The sequence below is a fragment of the Siminovitchia sediminis genome, assembly GCF_042680885.1.
Classification (GTDB): domain Bacteria; phylum Bacillota; class Bacilli; order Bacillales; family Bacillaceae_C; genus Siminovitchia; species Siminovitchia sediminis.
On sequence record NZ_JBHUEO010000032.1, the window covers coordinates 15500 to 35646 of the forward strand.

At 42.4% G+C, this 20147-nt stretch carries 17 protein-coding genes; 5 read left to right on the forward strand and 12 right to left on the reverse strand.

Annotated elements, in window-relative coordinates:
• Positions 1 to 2: 2 nt before the first annotated feature.
• From glaH to ACFSCZ_RS11765, 7 genes are all read right to left on the reverse strand, one after another.
• Entirely contained in the window at positions 3 to 935 is a 933-nt protein-coding gene (glaH, locus tag ACFSCZ_RS11735; RefSeq protein ID WP_380774121.1) for a glutarate dioxygenase GlaH, read from the reverse strand.
• Between the two features lie 671 nt (positions 936 to 1606).
• The gene (locus ACFSCZ_RS11740) at positions 1607 to 1936 is read right to left on the reverse strand and encodes a DUF3870 domain-containing protein (protein ID WP_380774122.1); all 330 of its coding nucleotides are present in this window, start codon (positions 1934 to 1936) and stop codon (positions 1607 to 1609) included.
• Between the two features lie 22 nt (positions 1937 to 1958).
• Positions 1959 to 3176: an L-2-hydroxyglutarate oxidase gene (lhgO, locus tag ACFSCZ_RS11745; RefSeq protein ID WP_380774123.1), complete on the reverse strand. Its 1218-nt coding sequence runs from the start codon at positions 3174 to 3176 to the stop codon at positions 1959 to 1961.
• 20 nt (positions 3177 to 3196) lie between these two features.
• A complete protein-coding gene (locus ACFSCZ_RS11750) occupies positions 3197 to 3859 on the reverse strand; it encodes a GntR family transcriptional regulator (protein ID WP_380774124.1) in 663 nt (220 codons plus the stop codon).
• A gap of 112 nt (positions 3860 to 3971) precedes the next feature.
• Entirely contained in the window at positions 3972 to 5372 is a 1401-nt protein-coding gene (locus ACFSCZ_RS11755) for an APC family permease (RefSeq protein ID WP_380774125.1), read from the reverse strand.
• 118 nt (positions 5373 to 5490) lie between these two features.
• Positions 5491 to 6939: an aldehyde dehydrogenase family protein gene (locus ACFSCZ_RS11760; protein WP_380774126.1), complete on the reverse strand. Its 1449-nt coding sequence runs from the start codon at positions 6937 to 6939 to the stop codon at positions 5491 to 5493.
• A gap of 577 nt (positions 6940 to 7516) precedes the next feature.
• Positions 7517 to 7972 carry an N-acetyltransferase gene (locus tag ACFSCZ_RS11765; RefSeq protein ID WP_380774127.1) on the reverse strand — a complete coding sequence of 152 codons (456 nt, stop codon included), beginning with the start codon at positions 7970 to 7972 and terminating at the stop codon, positions 7517 to 7519.
• 186 nt (positions 7973 to 8158) lie between these two features.
• On the opposite strand from ACFSCZ_RS11765, the gene argJ reads away from it, so the two are divergent.
• Positions 8159 to 9316 (forward strand): bifunctional glutamate N-acetyltransferase/amino-acid acetyltransferase ArgJ, encoded by a 1158-nt coding sequence (gene argJ, locus ACFSCZ_RS11770; protein ID WP_380774128.1) that lies wholly within the window; start codon positions 8159 to 8161, stop codon positions 9314 to 9316.
• A gap of 82 nt (positions 9317 to 9398) precedes the next feature.
• On the opposite strand, the gene ACFSCZ_RS11775 is transcribed toward argJ, so the two are convergent.
• The 4 genes from ACFSCZ_RS11775 to ACFSCZ_RS11790 form a co-directional block, all read right to left on the reverse strand.
• Positions 9399 to 10127, reverse strand: coding sequence for an amino acid ABC transporter permease (locus ACFSCZ_RS11775; RefSeq protein ID WP_380774129.1), 729 nt, complete (start codon positions 10125 to 10127; stop codon positions 9399 to 9401).
• A gap of 18 nt (positions 10128 to 10145) precedes the next feature.
• Complete coding sequence (locus tag ACFSCZ_RS11780; protein ID WP_380774130.1) at positions 10146 to 10847, reverse strand: amino acid ABC transporter permease; 702 nt, start codon at positions 10845 to 10847, stop codon at positions 10146 to 10148.
• A gap of 65 nt (positions 10848 to 10912) precedes the next feature.
• Positions 10913 to 11761, reverse strand: a complete 849-nt coding sequence (locus ACFSCZ_RS11785) for a transporter substrate-binding domain-containing protein (RefSeq protein ID WP_380774131.1) — start codon at positions 11759 to 11761, stop codon at positions 10913 to 10915.
• 29 nt (positions 11762 to 11790) lie between these two features.
• Entirely contained in the window at positions 11791 to 12543 is a 753-nt protein-coding gene (locus tag ACFSCZ_RS11790; RefSeq protein WP_380774132.1) for an amino acid ABC transporter ATP-binding protein, read from the reverse strand.
• Positions 12544 to 12752: 209 nt separating this feature from the next.
• Between ACFSCZ_RS11790 and ACFSCZ_RS11795 the strand changes: the two genes are divergently transcribed.
• Together ACFSCZ_RS11795 and ACFSCZ_RS11800 are read left to right on the forward strand one after the other, a co-directional pair.
• Entirely contained in the window at positions 12753 to 13922 is a 1170-nt protein-coding gene (locus tag ACFSCZ_RS11795) for an acyl-CoA dehydrogenase family protein (protein WP_380774133.1), read from the forward strand.
• A 1050-nt stretch (positions 13923 to 14972) separates the two neighbouring features.
• On the forward strand, positions 14973 to 15470 hold the full coding sequence (locus ACFSCZ_RS11800; protein WP_380774134.1) for a hypothetical protein: 498 nt from the start codon (positions 14973 to 14975) through the stop codon (positions 15468 to 15470).
• 47 nt (positions 15471 to 15517) lie between these two features.
• Here the strand turns inward: ACFSCZ_RS11800 and ACFSCZ_RS11805 are convergent, their stop codons facing one another.
• Positions 15518 to 16924: a sigma-54 interaction domain-containing protein gene (locus tag ACFSCZ_RS11805; RefSeq protein ID WP_380774135.1), complete on the reverse strand. Its 1407-nt coding sequence runs from the start codon at positions 16922 to 16924 to the stop codon at positions 15518 to 15520.
• A gap of 284 nt (positions 16925 to 17208) precedes the next feature.
• On the opposite strand from ACFSCZ_RS11805, the gene ACFSCZ_RS11810 reads away from it, so the two are divergent.
• Both ACFSCZ_RS11810 and ACFSCZ_RS11815 read left to right on the forward strand, forming a co-directional pair.
• Entirely contained in the window at positions 17209 to 18453 is a 1245-nt protein-coding gene (locus ACFSCZ_RS11810) for a Zn-dependent hydrolase (RefSeq protein ID WP_380774136.1), read from the forward strand.
• A gap of 69 nt (positions 18454 to 18522) precedes the next feature.
• The gene (locus ACFSCZ_RS11815) at positions 18523 to 20145 is read left to right on the forward strand and encodes an amidohydrolase (RefSeq protein ID WP_380774137.1); all 1623 of its coding nucleotides are present in this window, start codon (positions 18523 to 18525) and stop codon (positions 20143 to 20145) included.
• Positions 20146 to 20147: the final 2 nt, after the last annotated feature.

The following is a 20147-nucleotide window of genomic DNA, read 5'->3' on the forward strand; positions in this document are numbered from 1 at the left end:
GATTATTGAACGAAACGGCCGCGTTGACGCATTAATTCACGGTTCAATTTAGGGTCCTTCTCGAACGCTGCACGTCCATGCATCCAGAACAAGTTGTTAAGAACAACAAGGTCTCCAACCGGAAGCTCTAACTCTATAACACTTTCGTCAGATTCCAGGGATGCGGAAAGATCTTCCAGGTATTTAGCCTGTTCAATCGTTTCGGGGTAAACGAATTGGTCAATAAAGCAGATGCATGGCTTGTCATTCACGTTAAAGAAAGTAGCACGATCTACAGTTTGAGTAACATTTTTACTTGGTGGTGCAATATATGTGAACTTATGCTGTCCAAGCGGGTTGTTCGCAAACTTGTCAAGCTCTTTCCAGTCATCCAGGTGAAGAAGTCTGGATTCGCCGCCCACAGCATTTTCTTCAACCATTTTCATCATGAGCAGCCAGTCTGTTGGCTCATCAACAAATGTTCCATCTGTGTGCAATGTGAACAGACGGTAAGCCTGACGAAGGTAAGAGTCACTATTGTCAGTGTCTTTTACTGTAAAGCGCGCATAGTATTTACCTGACATCGCGTCAAAGTTTGGAATACCTACCAAGTGGGAGATTGCTGTACCGAAGATAACAAATTCGTCTGTATCTTCTGTTACGCCTTCCAGCCCAAGTGTGAAACCGCCGGATTCACGGTCATGTACAATGGCTCTGAGAGTTTCGCCCAGATCCTCACCTACAAAATCTTGCAGAAGGGAAGCAACAATGTGACGCTGATATGGTGTATACTCAAGGCTTTGAACAATGATGTTTTTCTCTTCAACAGCTGCCAAGAACTTAGCAACTGCTTCTTTGTCGATTTCGATGTGATAAAGACGATTGGATTGCGGATGCGGCTTTACTTCGTAAGCCTTGCCAGTTTTAATAAACTTCAATTCTTGTGTCGTGCTCATTAGAGATTCCTCCTAATAGATAATTAGTTTTTTAATTGGAGAATACAGAACATATAAAAAGCCAGTTGCCGACGCAACTACTCCTAAAAAGGCATAGTTTATGCGTTCGAGCAACTGGCTTATATTCACTTCACCGCTCTATGGAAGTAGAGTCACAGTGAATATTGCAGTCTGCATTTATTGTTCTTGATCTCCGTATAATCTATCACTATTCACGATTTTGAAAAGGCATTTTTCAAAAGGTGAATATGTTTGAATTGCTGTTAATTACATACTATCATTCCGTTTTTAAGATGTCAACAATTTTTCACATTTTTTCTTGGCTATGGTCATCAAACAATGGCATTGAACCTGTCGGCCCCACAAAAAAACGGTGACATAACTGCGGGTATGTTTTTCATTGATGATCAATCGTTTTTTAAATGTCGTTTTGTATTATAGGACATTTTTTGGAACCTGCGCTTTTTAAACACCCCCTTATAAAACCATTTCAACTTAGACACGTTCCCGCCAATTTCAAATTGGGTGCGTGCTGCATCTTACAATAACTTAACTTTAGAAACAAAATGATGCTTGCAGTTTCGTTAAACTCATTTTATATGTACACAAAGAGATCCTTCCGGGACCAACTGTATCCGGAAGGATCTTATCATCAGATCATTTTCATAAGCCTATTTTTCAGCTGCCATCACCTGTTTATAATGGAGATCCAAATCCTTCATGGCAGCAATAAGTGCATTGGTAGCTTTGCCTTTGTAATACGCCTGGATCGCTTCAATCTGTTCATCGATCCCATCCCTCAAACTTGTACCCCTTAAAAGTCTTCCAATAAAATCACTGCCGTGTTCTGTGGCAAGAGTAGCAGAAGCTTTCAAAATCACCCCGTACTTGACATCAACTTCAGCTGTAATTGTTAAGGTCTCATACACGCTTTTGGCAGCCATTCCCTGCGGCAGGCGCGCATGGCCGGCTATAAACATCGTTTTGGCGTTAAACTCCATGGATATAGTCTCCTTTTTCCAATTATAATGTTACAGCAGCTTCTTTAAGATGCATTTGTTCAGGAATTCTTCTAACCACTTCTTTACCAATTTCAATGGATGCCGTTGCTGCTGGCGAAGGGGCGTTACATACATGGATGGTTCTGTCTCCCATAATGATATTAAAATCATCCACCATCGATCCGTCATCCTTAAGTGCTTGAGCACGGACACCTGCTGGAGCCGGTATCAAGTCGTCCTCTTGGATCTCAGGAATCAGCTGTTGCAAACTTTTTGTAAATTGGGCTTTGCTGAAGGAACGGACGTACTCATCCATCCCTTCTTTCGCGAATTTTCCAGCCATCTTCCACAGCCCTTTAAATGAGAGACTTTCCGCCAAATCTCTCGCACTAAAATCTAGTTTCCTATAACCTTCACGCTTAAATGCTAACACAGCATTTGGTCCTGCATCAACTTCCCCGCTGATCATGCGAGTAAAGTGAACGCCAAGGAACGGAAATTTAGGATTAGGGACAGGATAAATCAAGTGTTTGACAAGATGGCGTTTTTCCGGTTTCAATTTATAATATTCTCCGCGGAATGGCAGAATCTTCATATCCGTTTTATATCCTGCAGCTGCTGCTACACGGTCACTGTGGAGACCTGCACAGTTAATCACTAAACCAGCCTTTACTGTGCCGTTGGAAGTTTCAATAACTACTGTATCAGTACCTTCATTAATTTTTTCAACCTTGGTGCCAAGAAGGATATCTCCGCCGTTTTCCTGTATAATCTCTCCGAACTTTTCACTTACTTGCTTATAATCAATAATTCCCGCCATCGGGACTCGGATCGCAGCAAGTCCCGCAACATGCGGCTCAATTTCATTTAATTCTTCTTTGCCAATTTTAGTAATTGCCAAGCCATTCTCCAGGCCTCTTTCATACAAATGATCAAGAAGCGGCAGTTCTTCCTGTTTAGTTGCCACAATCACCTTTCCGCAAATATCATGTGGAATATCATGCTTTTCAGCAAACTCTCTCATCGACTGGCTTCCTTGTTTTGCAAAACGCGCTTTAAAACTTCCCGGCTTATAATAAATTCCAGAGTGGATGACACCGCTATTATGGCCGGTTTGATGTTGTGCCAAGGAAGATTCTTTTTCAATGACAACTACTTTCGCATTTGGGAAACGATTATAAATAGCCATCCCCGTTGACAAACCTACAATTCCGCCGCCTACAATCGCAAAATCATACATAGTCTTTATGCCTCCATTAATTAAGTATGTTTTTTAATGCTTTCCATACAGTCTATTAAATTATTTTTTGTATGCAGAATATGGTATTCGACCGCAGCCCGCAGTTCCGCAGGGTCTCCTCTGAGTGCAGCCTCATAAATGACCCTGTGTTCCCGCTGTGTTTCTAGATAATAATCGATCAGCAAATTGGGTGCGATGGGTGAAATCCCAAGGTTTTCAACCATTTTTCGCAAACGCGGCCATGGACACCCGCTTAACAGTATTTGATGAAATTCCGCATTTAAACGGATGTACTCCTCGTTTGTCTGATCGGTCAAATTCAAAGATTCCATCTGCACAAGAATATCGTGCAATTTCTGTTTGTCATCTTCTGTCAGAAAAGGGAGTGATTTCTCTACTGCCAATCCTTCCAGCATGGAACGGATTTGATAGATTTCCTCTACATTTTCCTTTGTAATCGGGGTAACTACTGCACCCTTGTGGGGGACGAGTTCAACAAGCCCCTCCATTTGCAGTTGTGCCAGTGCTTCACGAATAGGCATTCTGCTGACTTGCAGCTTGTCAGCCCACTCTTCTTGAATCAACCTTTCACCCTTTTTCAAAGTTCCGTCCAAAATGACCTCTCGCAGGCGCTTTGTGACATTATGAACAACTGTGGATTTCGACTCTGCCAAAATATCCACCTCGATTCACTTTGGATACAATTTAAAGTATACCACACGAATATTTAGCTTTCAATCAGTAAAAATCAAAAAATTGAATCCAATCTATTTTAGATTGGATTCAATTCTAAGATTATATTTGATTCTCTTTGTCGTCGTACTTTAATTTACCTTTAGGGAAACTTTCCCCCATTCCAACCATTAGAAGAAGCCCAAGAACCGCCCAACCAGCAAAAATCGCCCACTCATATGGCCATACAAGAGCTGCAGGCATACCTGGCATATAAAGGATTACAAAGAAAATACTGAAGATAATTGCGAGCCATCCGACAATGTTTGATTTTCCTGCTCGGAATGGCCGTACCATGTTCGGCTCATTTTTACGAAGCTGTACAAAAGCCACAGCTGCAAGGAGATAACCGACAACAATAGCGAGTCCGCCTGCATCTACCAGCCATACAAGCATCGGACGTCCAAGCAATGGCGCTACAGTTGCCAAAGCTCCGATGAATAGAACAGCGTTTGTTGGTGTACCATGTTTCGCATCTAATTTACCAAACCATGCAGGAATCATCTTTTTATCTGCCATCGCATATAAAATCCGGCTGCCGCCAATGATAAAGGCGTTCCAGCTTGTAATGATCCCGGCAATACCGCCAAGGATTAAGACAATTCCCCAAATGTCACTTCCAAATACAGCTGCCATAGCATCTGCAGTCGGAAGTGTTGAAGCTGCCATAGAAGCTTTATCCAATCCAAAAGCTACAGCCAAAATGACTGCAATATACCAAATAACAGCCATAACAACTGACAAAATCAGGATCTTTCCAATGGCTTTTGCGGGAACATTCATTTCTTCAGCCGTTTGCGGAATTACATCAAATCCAACAAACATGAATGGCGTCATAATAGCAACAACCATAATCCCGCCAATACCTCCGACAAACAACGGGTCAGCATTGGCTGCTTCTCCATTGAAAACTCCACCAAAAATAAGTAATAAACCAATAAGTGCAATAATAATCGTTAAGACCATTTGCAGAAAAGCTGCAGACTTAACACCAAGATAGTTAATAATAGTTACAAAAATAGACGCTCCAACGCCTACCAATACCCATGAGGCGTATACTTCATACCCATTAATTGTATACATATACCCAACTTTATAGTTCGGAAAAATATATTCAATAACTGTTGGAAGCGCAACTGCTTCAAATGCTACTACAGAGATATAGCCAAGTGCGAGCATCCATGCAGCTACAAAAGCTGATCTGGCCCCGACACCCCTAAATACATAAATAAGTGCTCCACCTGTCGTAGGCATAGAAGATGCAAGTTCGGCATATGTTAGACCAACAAATATAACAAGGATTCCGCCAAACACAAATGCAATCATTGCTCCAATTGTTCCGGCACCTTGTATCCATTCTCCTGACATGACAACCCAGCCCCATCCAATCATGGCGCCAAAGGCTAAAAACAGGACATCCCAGCGGCCTAACACTTTTTGAACATCTTGCTTTTTATTATCCATCGCTTTACTCCTTTTTTTCATTTTTCCATTACAATAAAAACGGTTTCTTTCCCTTCTGTATCCAGGGTTCCTGCCAAAGCCCTTCAGCTATTGGCAGGATGAAAAATGAATACAACGATTACTTGGTGAAAGGATTAATGGTAATCGTCTTGTTGGTTGTAAAGAATTCAACTGCAGCCTGTCCTTGTTCTTTCGGACCTTGTCCTGAAGCTTTTGTGCCGCCAAATGGAGCCTGCGGCTCTGCCCCGCCCGTCTCACCATTGATCTGCACCATACCCACTTCACTGTTTTCCATGAAATGGAAGGCTTTTTCAAGGCTGTCAGTGAAAACAGCCGCACTTAACCCATACATCGTATCGTTAGCTCTTTCAAGCGCTTCATTATAATCAGCGACTTTCATAAGGGCTACAACAGGTCCGAAAATTTCTTCTTTTACGATGGTCATATCGTGCGTGGCATGTCCAAAGACGGTTGGCTCAATATAATAGCCGCCATCAATATTCAATGTGCCGCCCCCGTATAATAGTTCGGCTCCTTCATCTTTACCCTTTTGGATATATCCGGTAACCGTATCAAATTGTTTTTTGGAAGCAACAGGCCCCATTGTAATTCCTTCTTGCAAGCCGTCCCCAACGGTAATATTCTTTACATTTTCAATAACTTTTTCGACAAAAGTATCATACACACCAGCTTCGACATACACACGGCTTGTCGCGGTACAGCGCTGTCCCGTTTGCTTCATGGCCCCATCCACTACAAGGCGGGCTGCAAGATCCAAATTAGCATCTTCCAGGACAACTGCAGGATTTTTCCCGCCCAGTTCAAGTTGATATTTTTTCCCATTGGCAGTCGCGAGCTTCGCAATATGCTGTCCGACTGCATTGGATCCAGTGAAAGTTACTGCCGCCACATCTTTGTGGGTGGATAGGATATCTCCCATGACCGATCCTCTTCCCAGAACGAGGTTCAGAACACCCTTAGGAAAGCCTGCATCTTTAAAAACTTCAGCTACTTTCGCCGCTGTAATGCCGGTTTCTTGTCCGGGCTTCCAAACTACCGTGTTACCGAATACAAGAGCAGGAGCAATTTTCCAAATTGGAATGGCAATTGGGAAGTTCCATGGTGTAATAGCAGCCACTACACCAACCGGTACCCGAACTGCAAGCAGTGTTGTTCCGTCTGATGCAGAAGGCAGCACTTCCCCTTTTGTACGATAGCCTTCCTGTGCATAATACCTTAGAATTGACGCTCCTCTTAGCGCTTCACCCTTGGTTTCCACAAAGCGCTTTCCCATTTCTAAAGTAGCCGTTTTTGCTATATCGTCTGCACGTTCTTCCAAAAGATCCGCAGCTTTCCGAAGAAGTTCCCCGCGATTCACAGATGACATCGCTTTCCAGCCTGGTGCAGCTTTTTTGGCTGCCTCTATAGCTCTTTCTGCATCAGCAACTGTAGAAACCGCAGTGAAGCCAATACTTTCATTGGGCTTAGCCGGATTAAAGTGCTCGCGTTTTTCACCCGAAGACGCCCCGGTCCACTGTCCATCAATAAAGTTTAGGTAATCTGCCACAACGTTCACTCTCCCTGAATTTTTTCGATTTGTTCAACTGAACCGGATAATAGCTCAATTCTCGTTGATTGTGTCGTGCAATATACAGACCTGCATCCCCGGTACTTGTAGAGCTTTAAATTCGCGCATGACAAGCTCGATGACAGACAGTATACATACTGTGCATGTCACCGGAGTAATCATTGGTTTCATCGGCGTGCATCATTTAACAGTAAAACAATTAACCGTTTTCAGACCAGCGCGTATTTCACCCGTTGAATTTTTCAGCTATACGATTTACCGATGAATCGGAGATGCCGCTGTACGACAGGCCATTAAAAAGAAAATAACCAGTTTTACTATAAAACGGCCTTTTTCGACACGAACATTGTGTTGAGCGGTCATTTTTTAAGTAAGAACTGGCTCTCATCTACGTTATCGCTTTGTTTTTCCAACAAAGTCAGGTAAGATTTGACAGTCTTTCTTAAATAACGTTATGCAGTCATGAATTATTTATGACATTTTAACTATAGCAATAACGTTTGCATACTGTCAATCTAATTTCTCTACAGATTCGACAAAATTTTTTCGAGAGTATTTAAAGTGAAATCGCCATCGCGATTTCATCGCACGCCGGAAATTTTGGGCAATGGATACAATCGGTCCAAACCTTTTGCGGCATCTCTTCCTTATTGATAACGGTAAAGCCGCATTTCTCAAAAAACACAACCTGATAAGTCAAAGAGATTAATTTCGGAATCCCTAACTTTTTCGTTTCTTCTATAATTTTTTCCACCAGAATTTTTCCAATTCCGCGTCCTTGAGCTTTTTTATCCACGGCAAGAGATCTAATTTCCGCCAGATCTTGCCCTAAAATTGCCAAACTGGCTACCCCCAGCACTTCACCGGCTTCTTCTGCCACAAATATGGATTGTATATTAATAATGAGCGAGTCCCTTGTTCTTGGGAGCAACAGTTCCTCACCGGCATATTGGTTGACCAGCTCATATACACGGTCAATATCATTAAGAACCGCCTTGCGGACTTTAATCATATTCATCACCTTTACATTCAATCTAATATGTTCATCTTACTGACTCACATGGCATGAAGTCAATAGATGTTTTAATAATTATTCACATATTTTAATATTTATACAATCTTAGTCTTTATTTCTACCGTGTAACCACTGTATAATACTGTTAACCTACTATATTATAAAAAGATGGGAGATTGTGTAATGGAGCCACAAACTTTTTTGCCCAAAGGCTTTTGGTCGTGCGCCAAGAACGTCGGAATTAAAGATGATACACTGGATTTTACTGTCATTTATTCCGAGACCCGTGCAGCCGCAGCTGCCTTGTTCACGCAAAACCAATTTTGCGGGGCACCGATAACGGTCGGGAAAGAAAACATAAAGGACGGAAAGCTGCAGGCTTTTGTCATCAACAGCAAAAACGCAAACGTTGCAACCGGCAAACAGGGAATCCGGGATGTTTATACGATCACTGAAGCCGCAGCAACTGAACTACACATTGATTCCAAAGATATCCTTCCCTCTTCAACAGGGGTTATCGGAGTTCCGCTTCCAGTGCAGAAAATTCTCGAAGGTATTCCCGGCATCAAAAAAGAGCTGAAGCAGGATGGATTAAAAGAATCTGCCGAAGCCATTATGACAACCGATACGTTCCCGAAATTTCGTTCCCGGAAAATAGGTGATGTCACTCTATGTGCGATTGCCAAAGGTTCAGGCATGATTGAACCTAATATGGCCACGATGCTGAGCTATATCATGACTGATGCAGAAATTACCCCTCAAACATTACAATCGATTTTGCAGCGCGCAGTTGACGTTTCCTTTAATATGGTTTCCGTAGACGGTGACACAAGTACAAGTGATACCGTCGCTGCAATGGCCAACGGCTTGGCAGGACCCGTAGATCTGCATGAATTTGAACGGGAATTAACCGGGATGCTGATCAGCCTTGCAAGGGACTTGGCTAAAGACGGGGAAGGAGCCACGAAACTTGTTGAAGTACAAGTTTCCGGTGCCCAAAACAATGACCAGGCCAAAACCATGATGAAATCAATTATCAACTCACCATTGGTAAAAACAGCCATTTTTGGTGAAGACCCAAATTGGGGCAGAATCATTTCAACAATCGGTAATGCAAAATTCCCTGTTGATCCAGAAAAAATTTCCTTCTCATTTGGAGGGCTGTATGTATTTCGGGAAGGAGAGCCAGCACAAACGGATAGAGAGGCCTTGGCAAATTATTTAAAAGGCGATGAAATTGTCATAACCATTTCTCTTGGTGACGGCCCGGGAGCAGCAACAGGTTGGGGATGCGACTTATCCTACGACTATGTGAAGATTAATGGTGAATACACAACGTAATGTGCAAGTGCCGAAAGCTGAAAGAGAGCAGGAAGCCCCGCTCTCTTCTTTGTTGCACCTATTACATGCTATTCAGTTAAAGTCAGGCTGCCTGCCCTTCGACCCGCTTTTCATATCTTCTCATTTTCTTTTCAATAGCTGCAAATAAGACTTCAAATATCCAAGAAAGGACCCAATAGATAATGGAGGCTACTAAATACATCTCCAGAAATCTATATCCATCGTTGGCAATGATCCTGGCTATAGCTAAAATTTCAACTACTTTTACAGCAAATGCCAGGGATGTCGCTTTAATCAGGCCAATAAAGGTATTTCCCAGATTGGGAAGGGCCACGACAAATGCCTGCGGTAAAATAATCCTCCACATTCCCTGCGCTGTCGTCATGCCCACAGAATGTGCTGCCTCCATTTGACCGGCGCTGACCGCATTGATGGAAGATCGAAAGATTTCAGCCTGGTATGCCGATGTATTAATGGTGTAGGCAATAAAAGCATAAATTAACGGCGAGATCCCTGTCGGATCAAAGCTGGTTCCCCATTTTTCATTCACAAACTCCAATAACACCGGTACACCATAAAAAAACACGTACAGCTGGACAAGTAGCGGTGTGCCTCTGATAAAGGAAATATAGATAATGAACAAACGGTTCAGCACCGGAATTTTATAAATTCTGCATAAAGCAATCAATAGGCCTGCAATGAGTCCGAAAAACATGGCTACAACGGTGATAGCCATTGTGGCAGGGACTCCCTTTAATACTTCAGGAAAGTGTTCAATGGCAAATTCCAGGTTGATAATTGACGAAAGCAATGCCGCCCCTCCCTTCTATTACTGCCGGGATAAACTGACCCGGCCTTTTTTAAATAATTTTTCCAGATAACCGATAATACTTTCTATTAATATACAAGTCCCCCAATATACCAACGAAATCACGACATAAATTTGGAACATACCCATTCCATGATTATTCCCAAGAATAATTCGAACTTGCCCCATAATATCGATAATTCCAATCGTGAAAGCAAGGGATGTATCTTTCAACAATTCGATGATGTTGTTGCCTAAATTCGGCAGAGATACAACAAAAGCTTGTGGAAGTATTATTCGAAACAACGCCTGAGGATAGCTCATACCTACACTGTATGCAGCTTCCAGCTGATCTTCCCCGACGGCCAGGTAGGCAGATCGGAATACCTCTGACAAATAGGCCCCTGTATGGAAAGAAAACGCGATGACTAGAAATACGAGCCGGTCCCAGCTGTTAATATCGATGTTAAAAGCAAGCAGCAGCTGCGGCAGGCCAAAGTACACAAGGAATAACTGCACAAGCAGCGGTGTACATCTTGTGAATGATAAATAAAAAGTCGCCAATTGGTAAAGTACCGGCTGTTTCTGTATCCGAATGACGGCAATCAGTACTCCCAGGATAATTGCAAAAAACAGTGACAATCCCAGCATCAATAAGGTTAGCGGAAGCTTTTGCAATACTTTTATAAATAAATCCATCCAGCCGGAAAGCCCTGAATACATCTCGCATTCACCCCCTAATGAAAATCCGTATTGAGGCGGCAAGCACCTCAATACGGAATGCAGGATTAATTGTTAAATTGAAATCCTTCTTCATTGATATACTCCAAATCTTGGAAAAAGTCTACACCAAACCACTTCTCCGCCAATTCTGATAGTGTACCATCTTCTATCAATTCTTGAGTAGCCTGATCAAACTCTTTTGCCAATTCCTCATGATCTTTATTAAACACAGTATAAATAGGCTCTTTTGAGATAATGCCAGCAACTTTCAAATCCAAATCCAATTCTTTTTGTATTTCATTAAACGTCGTCACATTGATGAACATTGCATCCGCCTGGCCTTTATCTACCATTTTGAGGTTTTCTGCATTGGATGGCGAATCCATGCTTTCCAACGTTAAAGGATGATCCGGATGCTGGTCATTGTACGCATTTAAAATCGCACGCAGTCCTCCGCTTGGTGAAACCGGCGGAAACTTTTTGCCAACCATGTCATCCAATGTTTTTATATCGTCCCTGTCTGTCTTAGTAACCAGTGATGTCAAAGAGTATCCGAATTCATGTTCCGGATAAAGAAACTTTTCTTCTCTTTCAGGATTTTTAAAGAACCAGTTGATGGCAAGGTCATATTTTCCGGTGTCCACACCTACCAAATTGGACTCTTCTTCTCCCCAAATATATTCAAACTCATAATCCGGCAGTTTCTTTTCAATTTCTTTCATATAATCCATGTCATAACCAATCGGTTCATTGTTTTCATCCGCATACAAAAATGGCGGGTTCACCTCATCACTGATCGCCACTTTGATCACTTTCTTCCCATCTTCCGTTTCTGAAGATGATCCTTGAGAGCAGCCCGCCAATACCAATAAAAGTGCTGCGAGTGCCAAGGCTCCTTTCCATACCTTTTTCATCCCTAATTCCTCCCTTTAAAATAACAAAATTAAATAACAAAATCTTGTTCTTTTGTTAATCTTCTTAAAAATCTTTTTGTTCTCTCATGTTTTGGGTGGATCAACACTTCTTGCGGTGTCCCCTGTTCAACGATATGTCCCTCATCCATAAAAATGACACGGTTTGCCACTTCACGGGCAAAATCAATTTCATGAGTAACGACAACCATTGTAATACCCTCTTCAGCAATTTCCTTAATGATCGACAGCACTTCCCCCACCATTTCCGGGTCCAATGCCGAGGTCGGTTCATCAAATAAAATGACAGAGGGGTTTAAGGCTAACGCCCGGGCAATCCCAACACGCTGCTGCTGACCGCCCGAAAGCTGAGACGGATATTCATCCACCTTCTCAGCCAAACCTACTTTTTCAAGTAATGCGCGACTGATATCTTTAGCCTTCTTCTTTGGCATTTTCTTAGCGACAATCAGCCCTTCCATGACATTTTCTATAACTGTTTTATTTTTAAAAAGATTATAGTGCTGGAAAACCATTGCCGTTTTTCTTCTTAATGCCAAAATATCACCCTTGGAGGCATGGGACCCTTCTACCGTAAAACCATCGATTTCAATAGTTCCTTCGTCGGGTTTTTCTAAATAATTCATGCATCTGAGCAAGGTCGTTTTACCTGATCCGCTCGGGCCGACAATGACTAAAACATCACCCTTTTGCACATCAAGATCAATCCCTTTTAACACTTGGTTATGCTTAAATTGTTTTTTAATATTTCGTAACTTAATCATCAAGACTCCCTGCTTTAACAGTAAGATTTGAATTGCATCCAAAGATTAACATAACTATTCTTAGTTGTAAAGTGTGAATTTAAACATATTCACAGATTTATATATAATGAATAAAAGCTTGACGGTAAAAAGTTAGTTAGATATGATTAAAACCGATAAAACAAGTAGGAATAATGTATCGTACGCACTTTTGACATAGAGGTGAAAAGATGAAGGATTTATTTATAAAAACAGACTTTCAGCAAAAATGGCTTGATCGATTATATGAAAAAGAAGCAGCATTCAAGAGCAAATCTGCAGAAACCGATCAACAGGCCAAGTTTCCAATGGAAAATATGCAGGAGCTTGTTCGCATGGGATATACCAGCTTGCCGTTAACAAAAGAATACGGCGGAGAAGGTATTGGCGTATACGATATGGTGCTTTTTCAAGAAACCATTGCCAGTTTTGACGCAGCTACCGGCCTTTCCATCGGCTGGCATATGGGAACCATTGGGGAACTCTATGAGAAAAAGCTCTGGTCAGAGGACCGGCTGAACTTTTTTGCCAAAGAGGTGCTGGATGGTGCACTTGTTAACCGCGCTTTAAGTGAGGCGCAAACCGGAAGCCCGACAAGAGGCGGCCGCCCCGGAACAACAGCAGTTAAAAAAGATGGACGCTGGGTGATTTCCGGACGGAAAGGATACACTTCCATGTCCCCTGCCCTGACTTACTTTTTAACTTCCGTATGGATTGAAGAAACAGAATCTATCGGATTTTTCCTGCTTCACAAAGATACCAAAGGCTTATCCATTGACGAAACGTGGGACGTAATGGCCATGAGAGGAACGGAAAGTCACGATCTGGTCTTGGATCATGTCCAAGTTGACGATTTCATGCTCGTAGAGAGCAGCGTCGGGCCGCGCGGCAGCCGAATCAATGGATGGGCTCTGCATATTCCGGCTTGTTATCTGGGCATTGCACAGGCAGCAAGGGATTACGCCATCCAGTTTGCCAACACCCATTCACCCAACAGTATCAAAGGAACGATCAGCGAGCTCCCCAATGTACAGCGTCTGCTGGGTGAAATTGAACTTGAGCTGATGAGAGCACGTCATGTGATCTATCATGTTGCCGAAGCATATGACGATCCGGAGCGCAGACAATATATTAAAAACGAACTGTCGGTCGCTAAATATACGGTTACGAATGCAGCTCTTGCAATTGTTGATAAAGCGATGCGTGTCGTGGGAGCAAAAAGCCTGCAGCTTTCCAATCCTTTGCAGCGGTATTACAGAGATGTCCGTGCCGGGCTGCACAATCCGCCGATGGATGATATGACATTGCAAAAACTGGCCATGACGGCAATTGAGGAAGGAAAATCAAAAGAAGAAAATTAAATATAATGATCATATGCCTCCGCAGCTGGTGCGGAGGCTTTTTTATGAAGGCCGCAATCGGAATTTATTAACGGTTCACGGATCCTGCTGTTTATACGATACATTGACAATGTACCGGATGGACAGGAAAGCTTTCCCGCTGCGGCAGTGAAAGGTTTAAGGGATCGATACACAAACATGAAGGAACAATCATTCATCGTATATATATTCCCATCATCGCTAACTTTTCAGTGACCATTTGTACGATGTCCTCCATCTCTGGCACTTGAGGTTCTCCAGTGACCGTTTTGCACGTTTGAACCCGAATCCGTATTCGAGGCTCTCTCCAGTCACAGTTTTGCACGAGCGAACCCTAATCGGGTACTCGAGGAGGCTCTCCTGTGTCTGTTTTGGACGACTGAACCCTAATCGGGCACTTGATACTTTTCCGGTTACTCGTAATCACTCATCATACAAAAACTTGCAGGATGCCTGTAATTCATTTCTGCTTTGAACCATTTAAAGTGCACCAAAATGAAAAGAGAGCATCTCTGCTCTCTTTTCATTCACTCATTTTTTCTTTTCGTCTTTTGCCGCTTTAGATCCTTTGCAGTTGCCGCATAGTTTACAGCCTGATTTAGCGAGACACATGTTCCTATTCCTCCTAAGAATCATTTGTCCGTTAATCAGAAAACCGGCGTAAAAAAAACCAGTCATGACCCACCCGTTCTTACCATAGAAAAGGATGGATACATGACTGGTTTGTTCTGCGTTTGTCCCGCGGTTGCAGCCGCGGCTAACAGAGTCGGCAGTCTTCTATTAAACGATGTGTTGTGATAAGGTTGCGCACTATTTTACCTGAACCGAAAAAAGGTAATTAATCCGGAAAGTAAATTTTGTACGTCTACTATTATCATAATTGCGGACTGGTCTTCTGTCAACACTTTTTTAAACGCTTACTTAATCTCCTGCATTTTAATAAAATGATTTTTCATGAAAAAGTTTCAATTTCCATCGATTCGGCTATGAGTGATATACATAATAAAATGCTTATTATAATGAGGTGAAAAAATGAAATCAAAAATTGTTGTCGGGTGTAAAACATGCGAAAAAAATTTATTAAAAAAACATTTTTTTACATCTCCCGGCCTTTCTGGCCCATATCTCCCTTTTCCTGTCCAAACTGCTTTTGAAGCAAAAGATCTGCCGGATCTCATGTTGGGGTTTACTTGTGATTTTTGTGGACGTGAATTACCCATAACCACAAAAATGCTGAAATTTGCCGCCACATTTTTAGACAAACGTTTCCATATTCATGTTATCAACCGCTCCATCTTCATTTCCAATGGTGAGCTGAGCATCACGATTCCGATTGGCCAATCCATTGAATCTATTGAGGACTACCTAGGAGGATTCCATGATGCCAATGCCCCAGAGATGCTTCCTACAGAAAAGGATATTCAGTTAATCCAGGAAGCGGTTCAGGATTTCGATCCTGCCAAATGGCATTTTACATTAAAATCTGAACATACAGAAAATGCTGCTGCAGGATATGACCCGATGGTATAAAACAGAATAGACAGGAGGCACTGGCAGGAGTCCCTCCTCTCTGATCTTTATTTGGACAAGTTATATTTTTTCAGACGTCTCATCAGCCATGATTGAGTCACGCCGAGTTCCTCTGCTGTCTTTCTTGTTGTTTTAAATTGATAATATGCTTTTGAAATGATATTTTTTTCTACAGTGTCAAGGATCTCCGGCAAAGTATCCCCCTGCTCAAAATCTCCCAATGCAAAAGTTTGTTGTTTTTCCGTTCTAATATAGGACGGTAAATGTTCTGAAGAAATGTTGTCACCTGTGGTGATAATGACTAACCGCTCTATCAGATTTTCCAGTTCCCGGATGTTTCCCGGCCATTCATAATTTTGCAGATCCTGTATGGCGTCAGGGGTAATATGGCATTGCCTCTTGTGTTTTTTATTATATTTCTCTAAATTGAATTGAACCAGTCCCGGGATATCTTCTATTCGTTCCCGCAATGCAGGTACACGGAGAGGCAAAACATTCAGCCTATAATATAAATCAGAACGGAAATTTCCTTTTTTTACTTCTTCCTTTAAATCCAAGTTTGTAGCAGCAATTACCCGTACATCAGACGAATGATAATCCGTGGAGCCGACCGGCAGATATTTTTTACTTTGCAAAAATTGAAGCAGCTTGGATTGCAGATGGAGAGGCAGCTCACCAATTTCATCAAGAAATAGAGTTCCACTATCCGCCATTTTGATCAATCCGGCTTTCCCCCCTTTGTTTGCCCCGGTAAACGCCCCTTTTGAATAACCAAAAAGCTCTGACTCTATTAAAGATTCCGGGATCGCCCCGCAGTTGATTTCGATAAAAGGAGCACCGCTTCTCTCACTTAAATCATGGATCCTTCTGGCGATGACATTTTTTCCTACACCTGTTTCTCCGCCCAATAATACCGTTGACTCCGTATGTGCGATTTTATCAATAATATTTAGCAGCGATCTATATATGTCGCTCCTTGATTCAAAAAAATAGGACTCTACCGTATTTTTTTCATAATTCATTCTCATAATTTCTTGCGTATACCTCTTTAACAAAGATTGTGTCTCTTCCAGTTCAGATGTTGTTTTTACAATTTCAGTGATGTCCTTGGTTTGGGCAATTATATAATCAATTTCCCCCTTCTGATTTTTAATGGGATGTCCGGAAACAATCAACCTCAATCGGCTATCACCATCCGGTGTTTGAACAGTACTTGCAGCGGCTTGTTTTTCAATAACCATTTTCGTGACTGATGGTACAAACACACCCTGCTCTTCCAGTAAATAAACATTTTTTCCTATAATAGTAGACCTCGGCCGATTCGTAAACGTCTCGCAGGCATTGTTCAACCACAGGACTTCTCCTTCTCCGTTTGCTATTAAAACGCCATCAGAAACGGCATTTAATATCTTTAAAAAATAAGGATGATCCAAAAGTTCCTGAATATCTATCAATTTTCAGCACCCTTTCAATGAAATTATGAATGGTAGTCAGAGTTTGAATTAAATTTGACTCAAAAAATCAAGATTCTCTCTTTTCCGCCATCTGTTTGAGTCAATTATAACTCAAAACAAAGAAAATTTGAGTCAATTTTGTCAAAAAAATTGTAAGCGCCCCCAAATATAAAGAAAAATGTAGCGAAATAGTGCTTTATTTACATAAAAAAGTTGGCACGCGAATTGCAATTATAAAAAATGAGTCAGAAAAAATACGTTTTCTTATATAGGGGGTCTTCAGCATGATTAAACAAAAAGTACAGATTGATATTCACCGTCTTATGAAAACGCTTGAGCATAGCGGTGAAATTGGAAAGCTGTCCCAAGGAGGCATCTGCCGCCTGGCATTAACGGATGAAGATAAAATGATGAGAGATGAATATGTTCAATGGTTAAAAGACAGCGGTTTACAGGTTCGCATTGATGACTTCGGAAACATTTATGGAAGAAGAGAAGGAAAGAATCCTGACGCTCCTCCGGTTCTTATTGGCTCACATTTAGATACACAGCCGGAAGGCGGACGTTACGACGGTATATTGGGTGTTTTAGCCGGCCTTGAAGCAATACGAACACTGAATGATGCTCAAATCGAAACAGACAGGCCTGTCGAACTCATTAATTTCACAAATGAGGAGGGAGCCAGGTTTGAACCGCCCATCCTGGGGGCCGGGGGGCTTTCAGGGCATTTCGACAAAGACTTTGTATACAGCCGGACGGATAGGGAAGGACGAACATTCCTGGATGAACTAAAACGGATCGGCTATCTCGGTGCAGAAAGTAACCGTATTCAACAAAGTTACTGCTACCTTGAACTTCATATTGAACAAGGACCAGTCCTTGAACATAAGGGGCTGGATATTGGAGTGGTAACGGGGATTCAGGGAATGGATTGGCTTGAAGTGAAAATAACCGGCCAATCGGATCATGCAGGACCAACGCCAATGAGCATGAGAAAAGATGCACTTTATGCTGCATCAAAACTCATTCAACTGATCCGCGAAACCGTCATCACTGAAAACGAAGAAGCTACGGCAACAGTTGGACGAATAGAGATTAAACCCAATTCCATCAACTGTGTTCCCGGGGAAGTAATTTTCTCTGTTGATGTCAGGCATTCAGATGATAAAGTGAAAGAACAATTAAGCAAACTGATCATAGAAAAAATAAGTATTGCTGCAGCAGCAGAACAAGTTAAGATTGAAACAAGAAAAATTTGGGAAACCTCCGCCAGCCATTTTTCGACTCGATTGGTTGAGACTATTGCAGATACAGCCAATGAACTCGGATATAGCAGTCAAAAAATGATCAGCGGAGCAGGGCATGACTCAAAATATATGAACGAAATCACTCCAACAGCCATGATTTTTGTTCCGAGTGCCGATGGAAAAAGTCATTGCCAGGAAGAATTCACAAGTCAGGATGCCATTGAAAAAGGTGCAAATGTACTTTTGCATTCCATATGTAAATTAGCCGGGGCATCTATTTAGTGCCCGCCGGCACTTGGTACATTTGATGAATAGCCTCTATGATACACAACAAGAATAGGAGTTTTATATATGTTTGCAGACTTGATTCTTAGGAATGCCAATATCTATACAATGGATAATCAATTCCCGGAAGCGCATACCATCGCAGTGAAAGATGGGAAAGTGTTGGCCTTTAATGAAGAAGCCCGCCAATTAAAGGGGCCTTCCACCAGAATTGTGGATGCCGAAGGAAGAGCAGTATTGCCTGGCTTCATAGAAAGCCACGCTCACCCGCTGCATTTTGCCGCTAATCTTTATCAACTTGACTTGCGGCCGGAAGTCACCCCTGATATCCAAAGTATTCTGGATGCAGTAAAAGAAAGGGCTGCCATTACACCAAAAGGACAATGGATTACCGGCATGAGCTGGGATGACAGCAAATTAAAAGAAAAGCGATTCCCAACAATAGATGAGCTGAGTGAAGCTGCCCCGGACCACCCTGTCTTTTTAAAGAGGACATGCGTTCATAACGCAGTGGTTAATCAAATGGCCTTTAAAGTGAGCGGTCTTCCAGAAAAGCCAAAAGATCCGGAAGGCGGACACTTTCATATCGATCCGGCAACCGGTAAACCAAGCGGCCTCATCCAAGAAAATGCCATGATGGAATTTGCAGTCCCTTCCTTTACGACGGAGCAACTTATGGAAGCGATGTTGGAAGCCCAAAAGCAGTTTTTTAAATGGGGCGTTACTACAATCCATGACATGGCGGTAACAAAAGAAGAATTTTTAGTTTACCAGCGATTGCAAAAAGAACCGGACTTTCGCATGAAAGTACGGATGTGGTTATGGGCAGTCGACCAGATGGGATGGACCGGTGTTCAGGATGAAGCCATCGGCCTTGGTTTAGAGGGCGTTTATGGGAATGACCATTTAAACATCCAGGGTCTGAAGTACATGCTGGATGGAAGCGTCGGCGGCAGAACAGCAGCTGTTCAGGAATCTTATGAAAACGAAGATGGCAATTTCGGAATTTTATATATGCAGCAAGAGCGTATAGACAAGCTCGTCGAAGAAGCCATCCAAAACAATATGAGGGTGTCCATCCATGGAATCGGAGAGCGGGCAATTGATATGGCTGTTAAATCGGTTGCAAAGGCGAATAGTCCAGAAAAAAACAAACCTATGCGCCACCGCATTGAGCACTGCGCTCTTCCAACAGATGAGCATCTGCATTTGATGTCACAGCATGGAATGATTGCCGGATCATCCATCGGTTTCATTTATTCCATCGGCGACAGCTATCTCTCCAACCTTGGAAATAAACGCGCAGAGTATGTATTCCCGCACGCTTCCTTTAAGGAACATGGCATCACTGCCCCGGGTAACTCCGATCTGCCGGTTTGTGACGGAAATCCGCTATTTGGTATTTACTCAGCCGTTACCCGCAAAACGATCGGCGGGCAGCAGCTTGGTACCTCTCAATCCATTGCTGTTGAGGATGCCATCAAAGCCTACACTGTGGATGCTGCCTATTCGGGATTCGATGAAGACAAAATCGGTTCACTATCCATTGGGACATATGCTGATCTTATTGTATTGGACCAGGACCCATTTCAAGCTGATCAGGATACCATCAAAGATATAAAAGTCATTCAAACGATTGTCGAAGGAGACACAGTGTTTGAAGAAGAGCCAATGCTCAGTAAAGCATAATT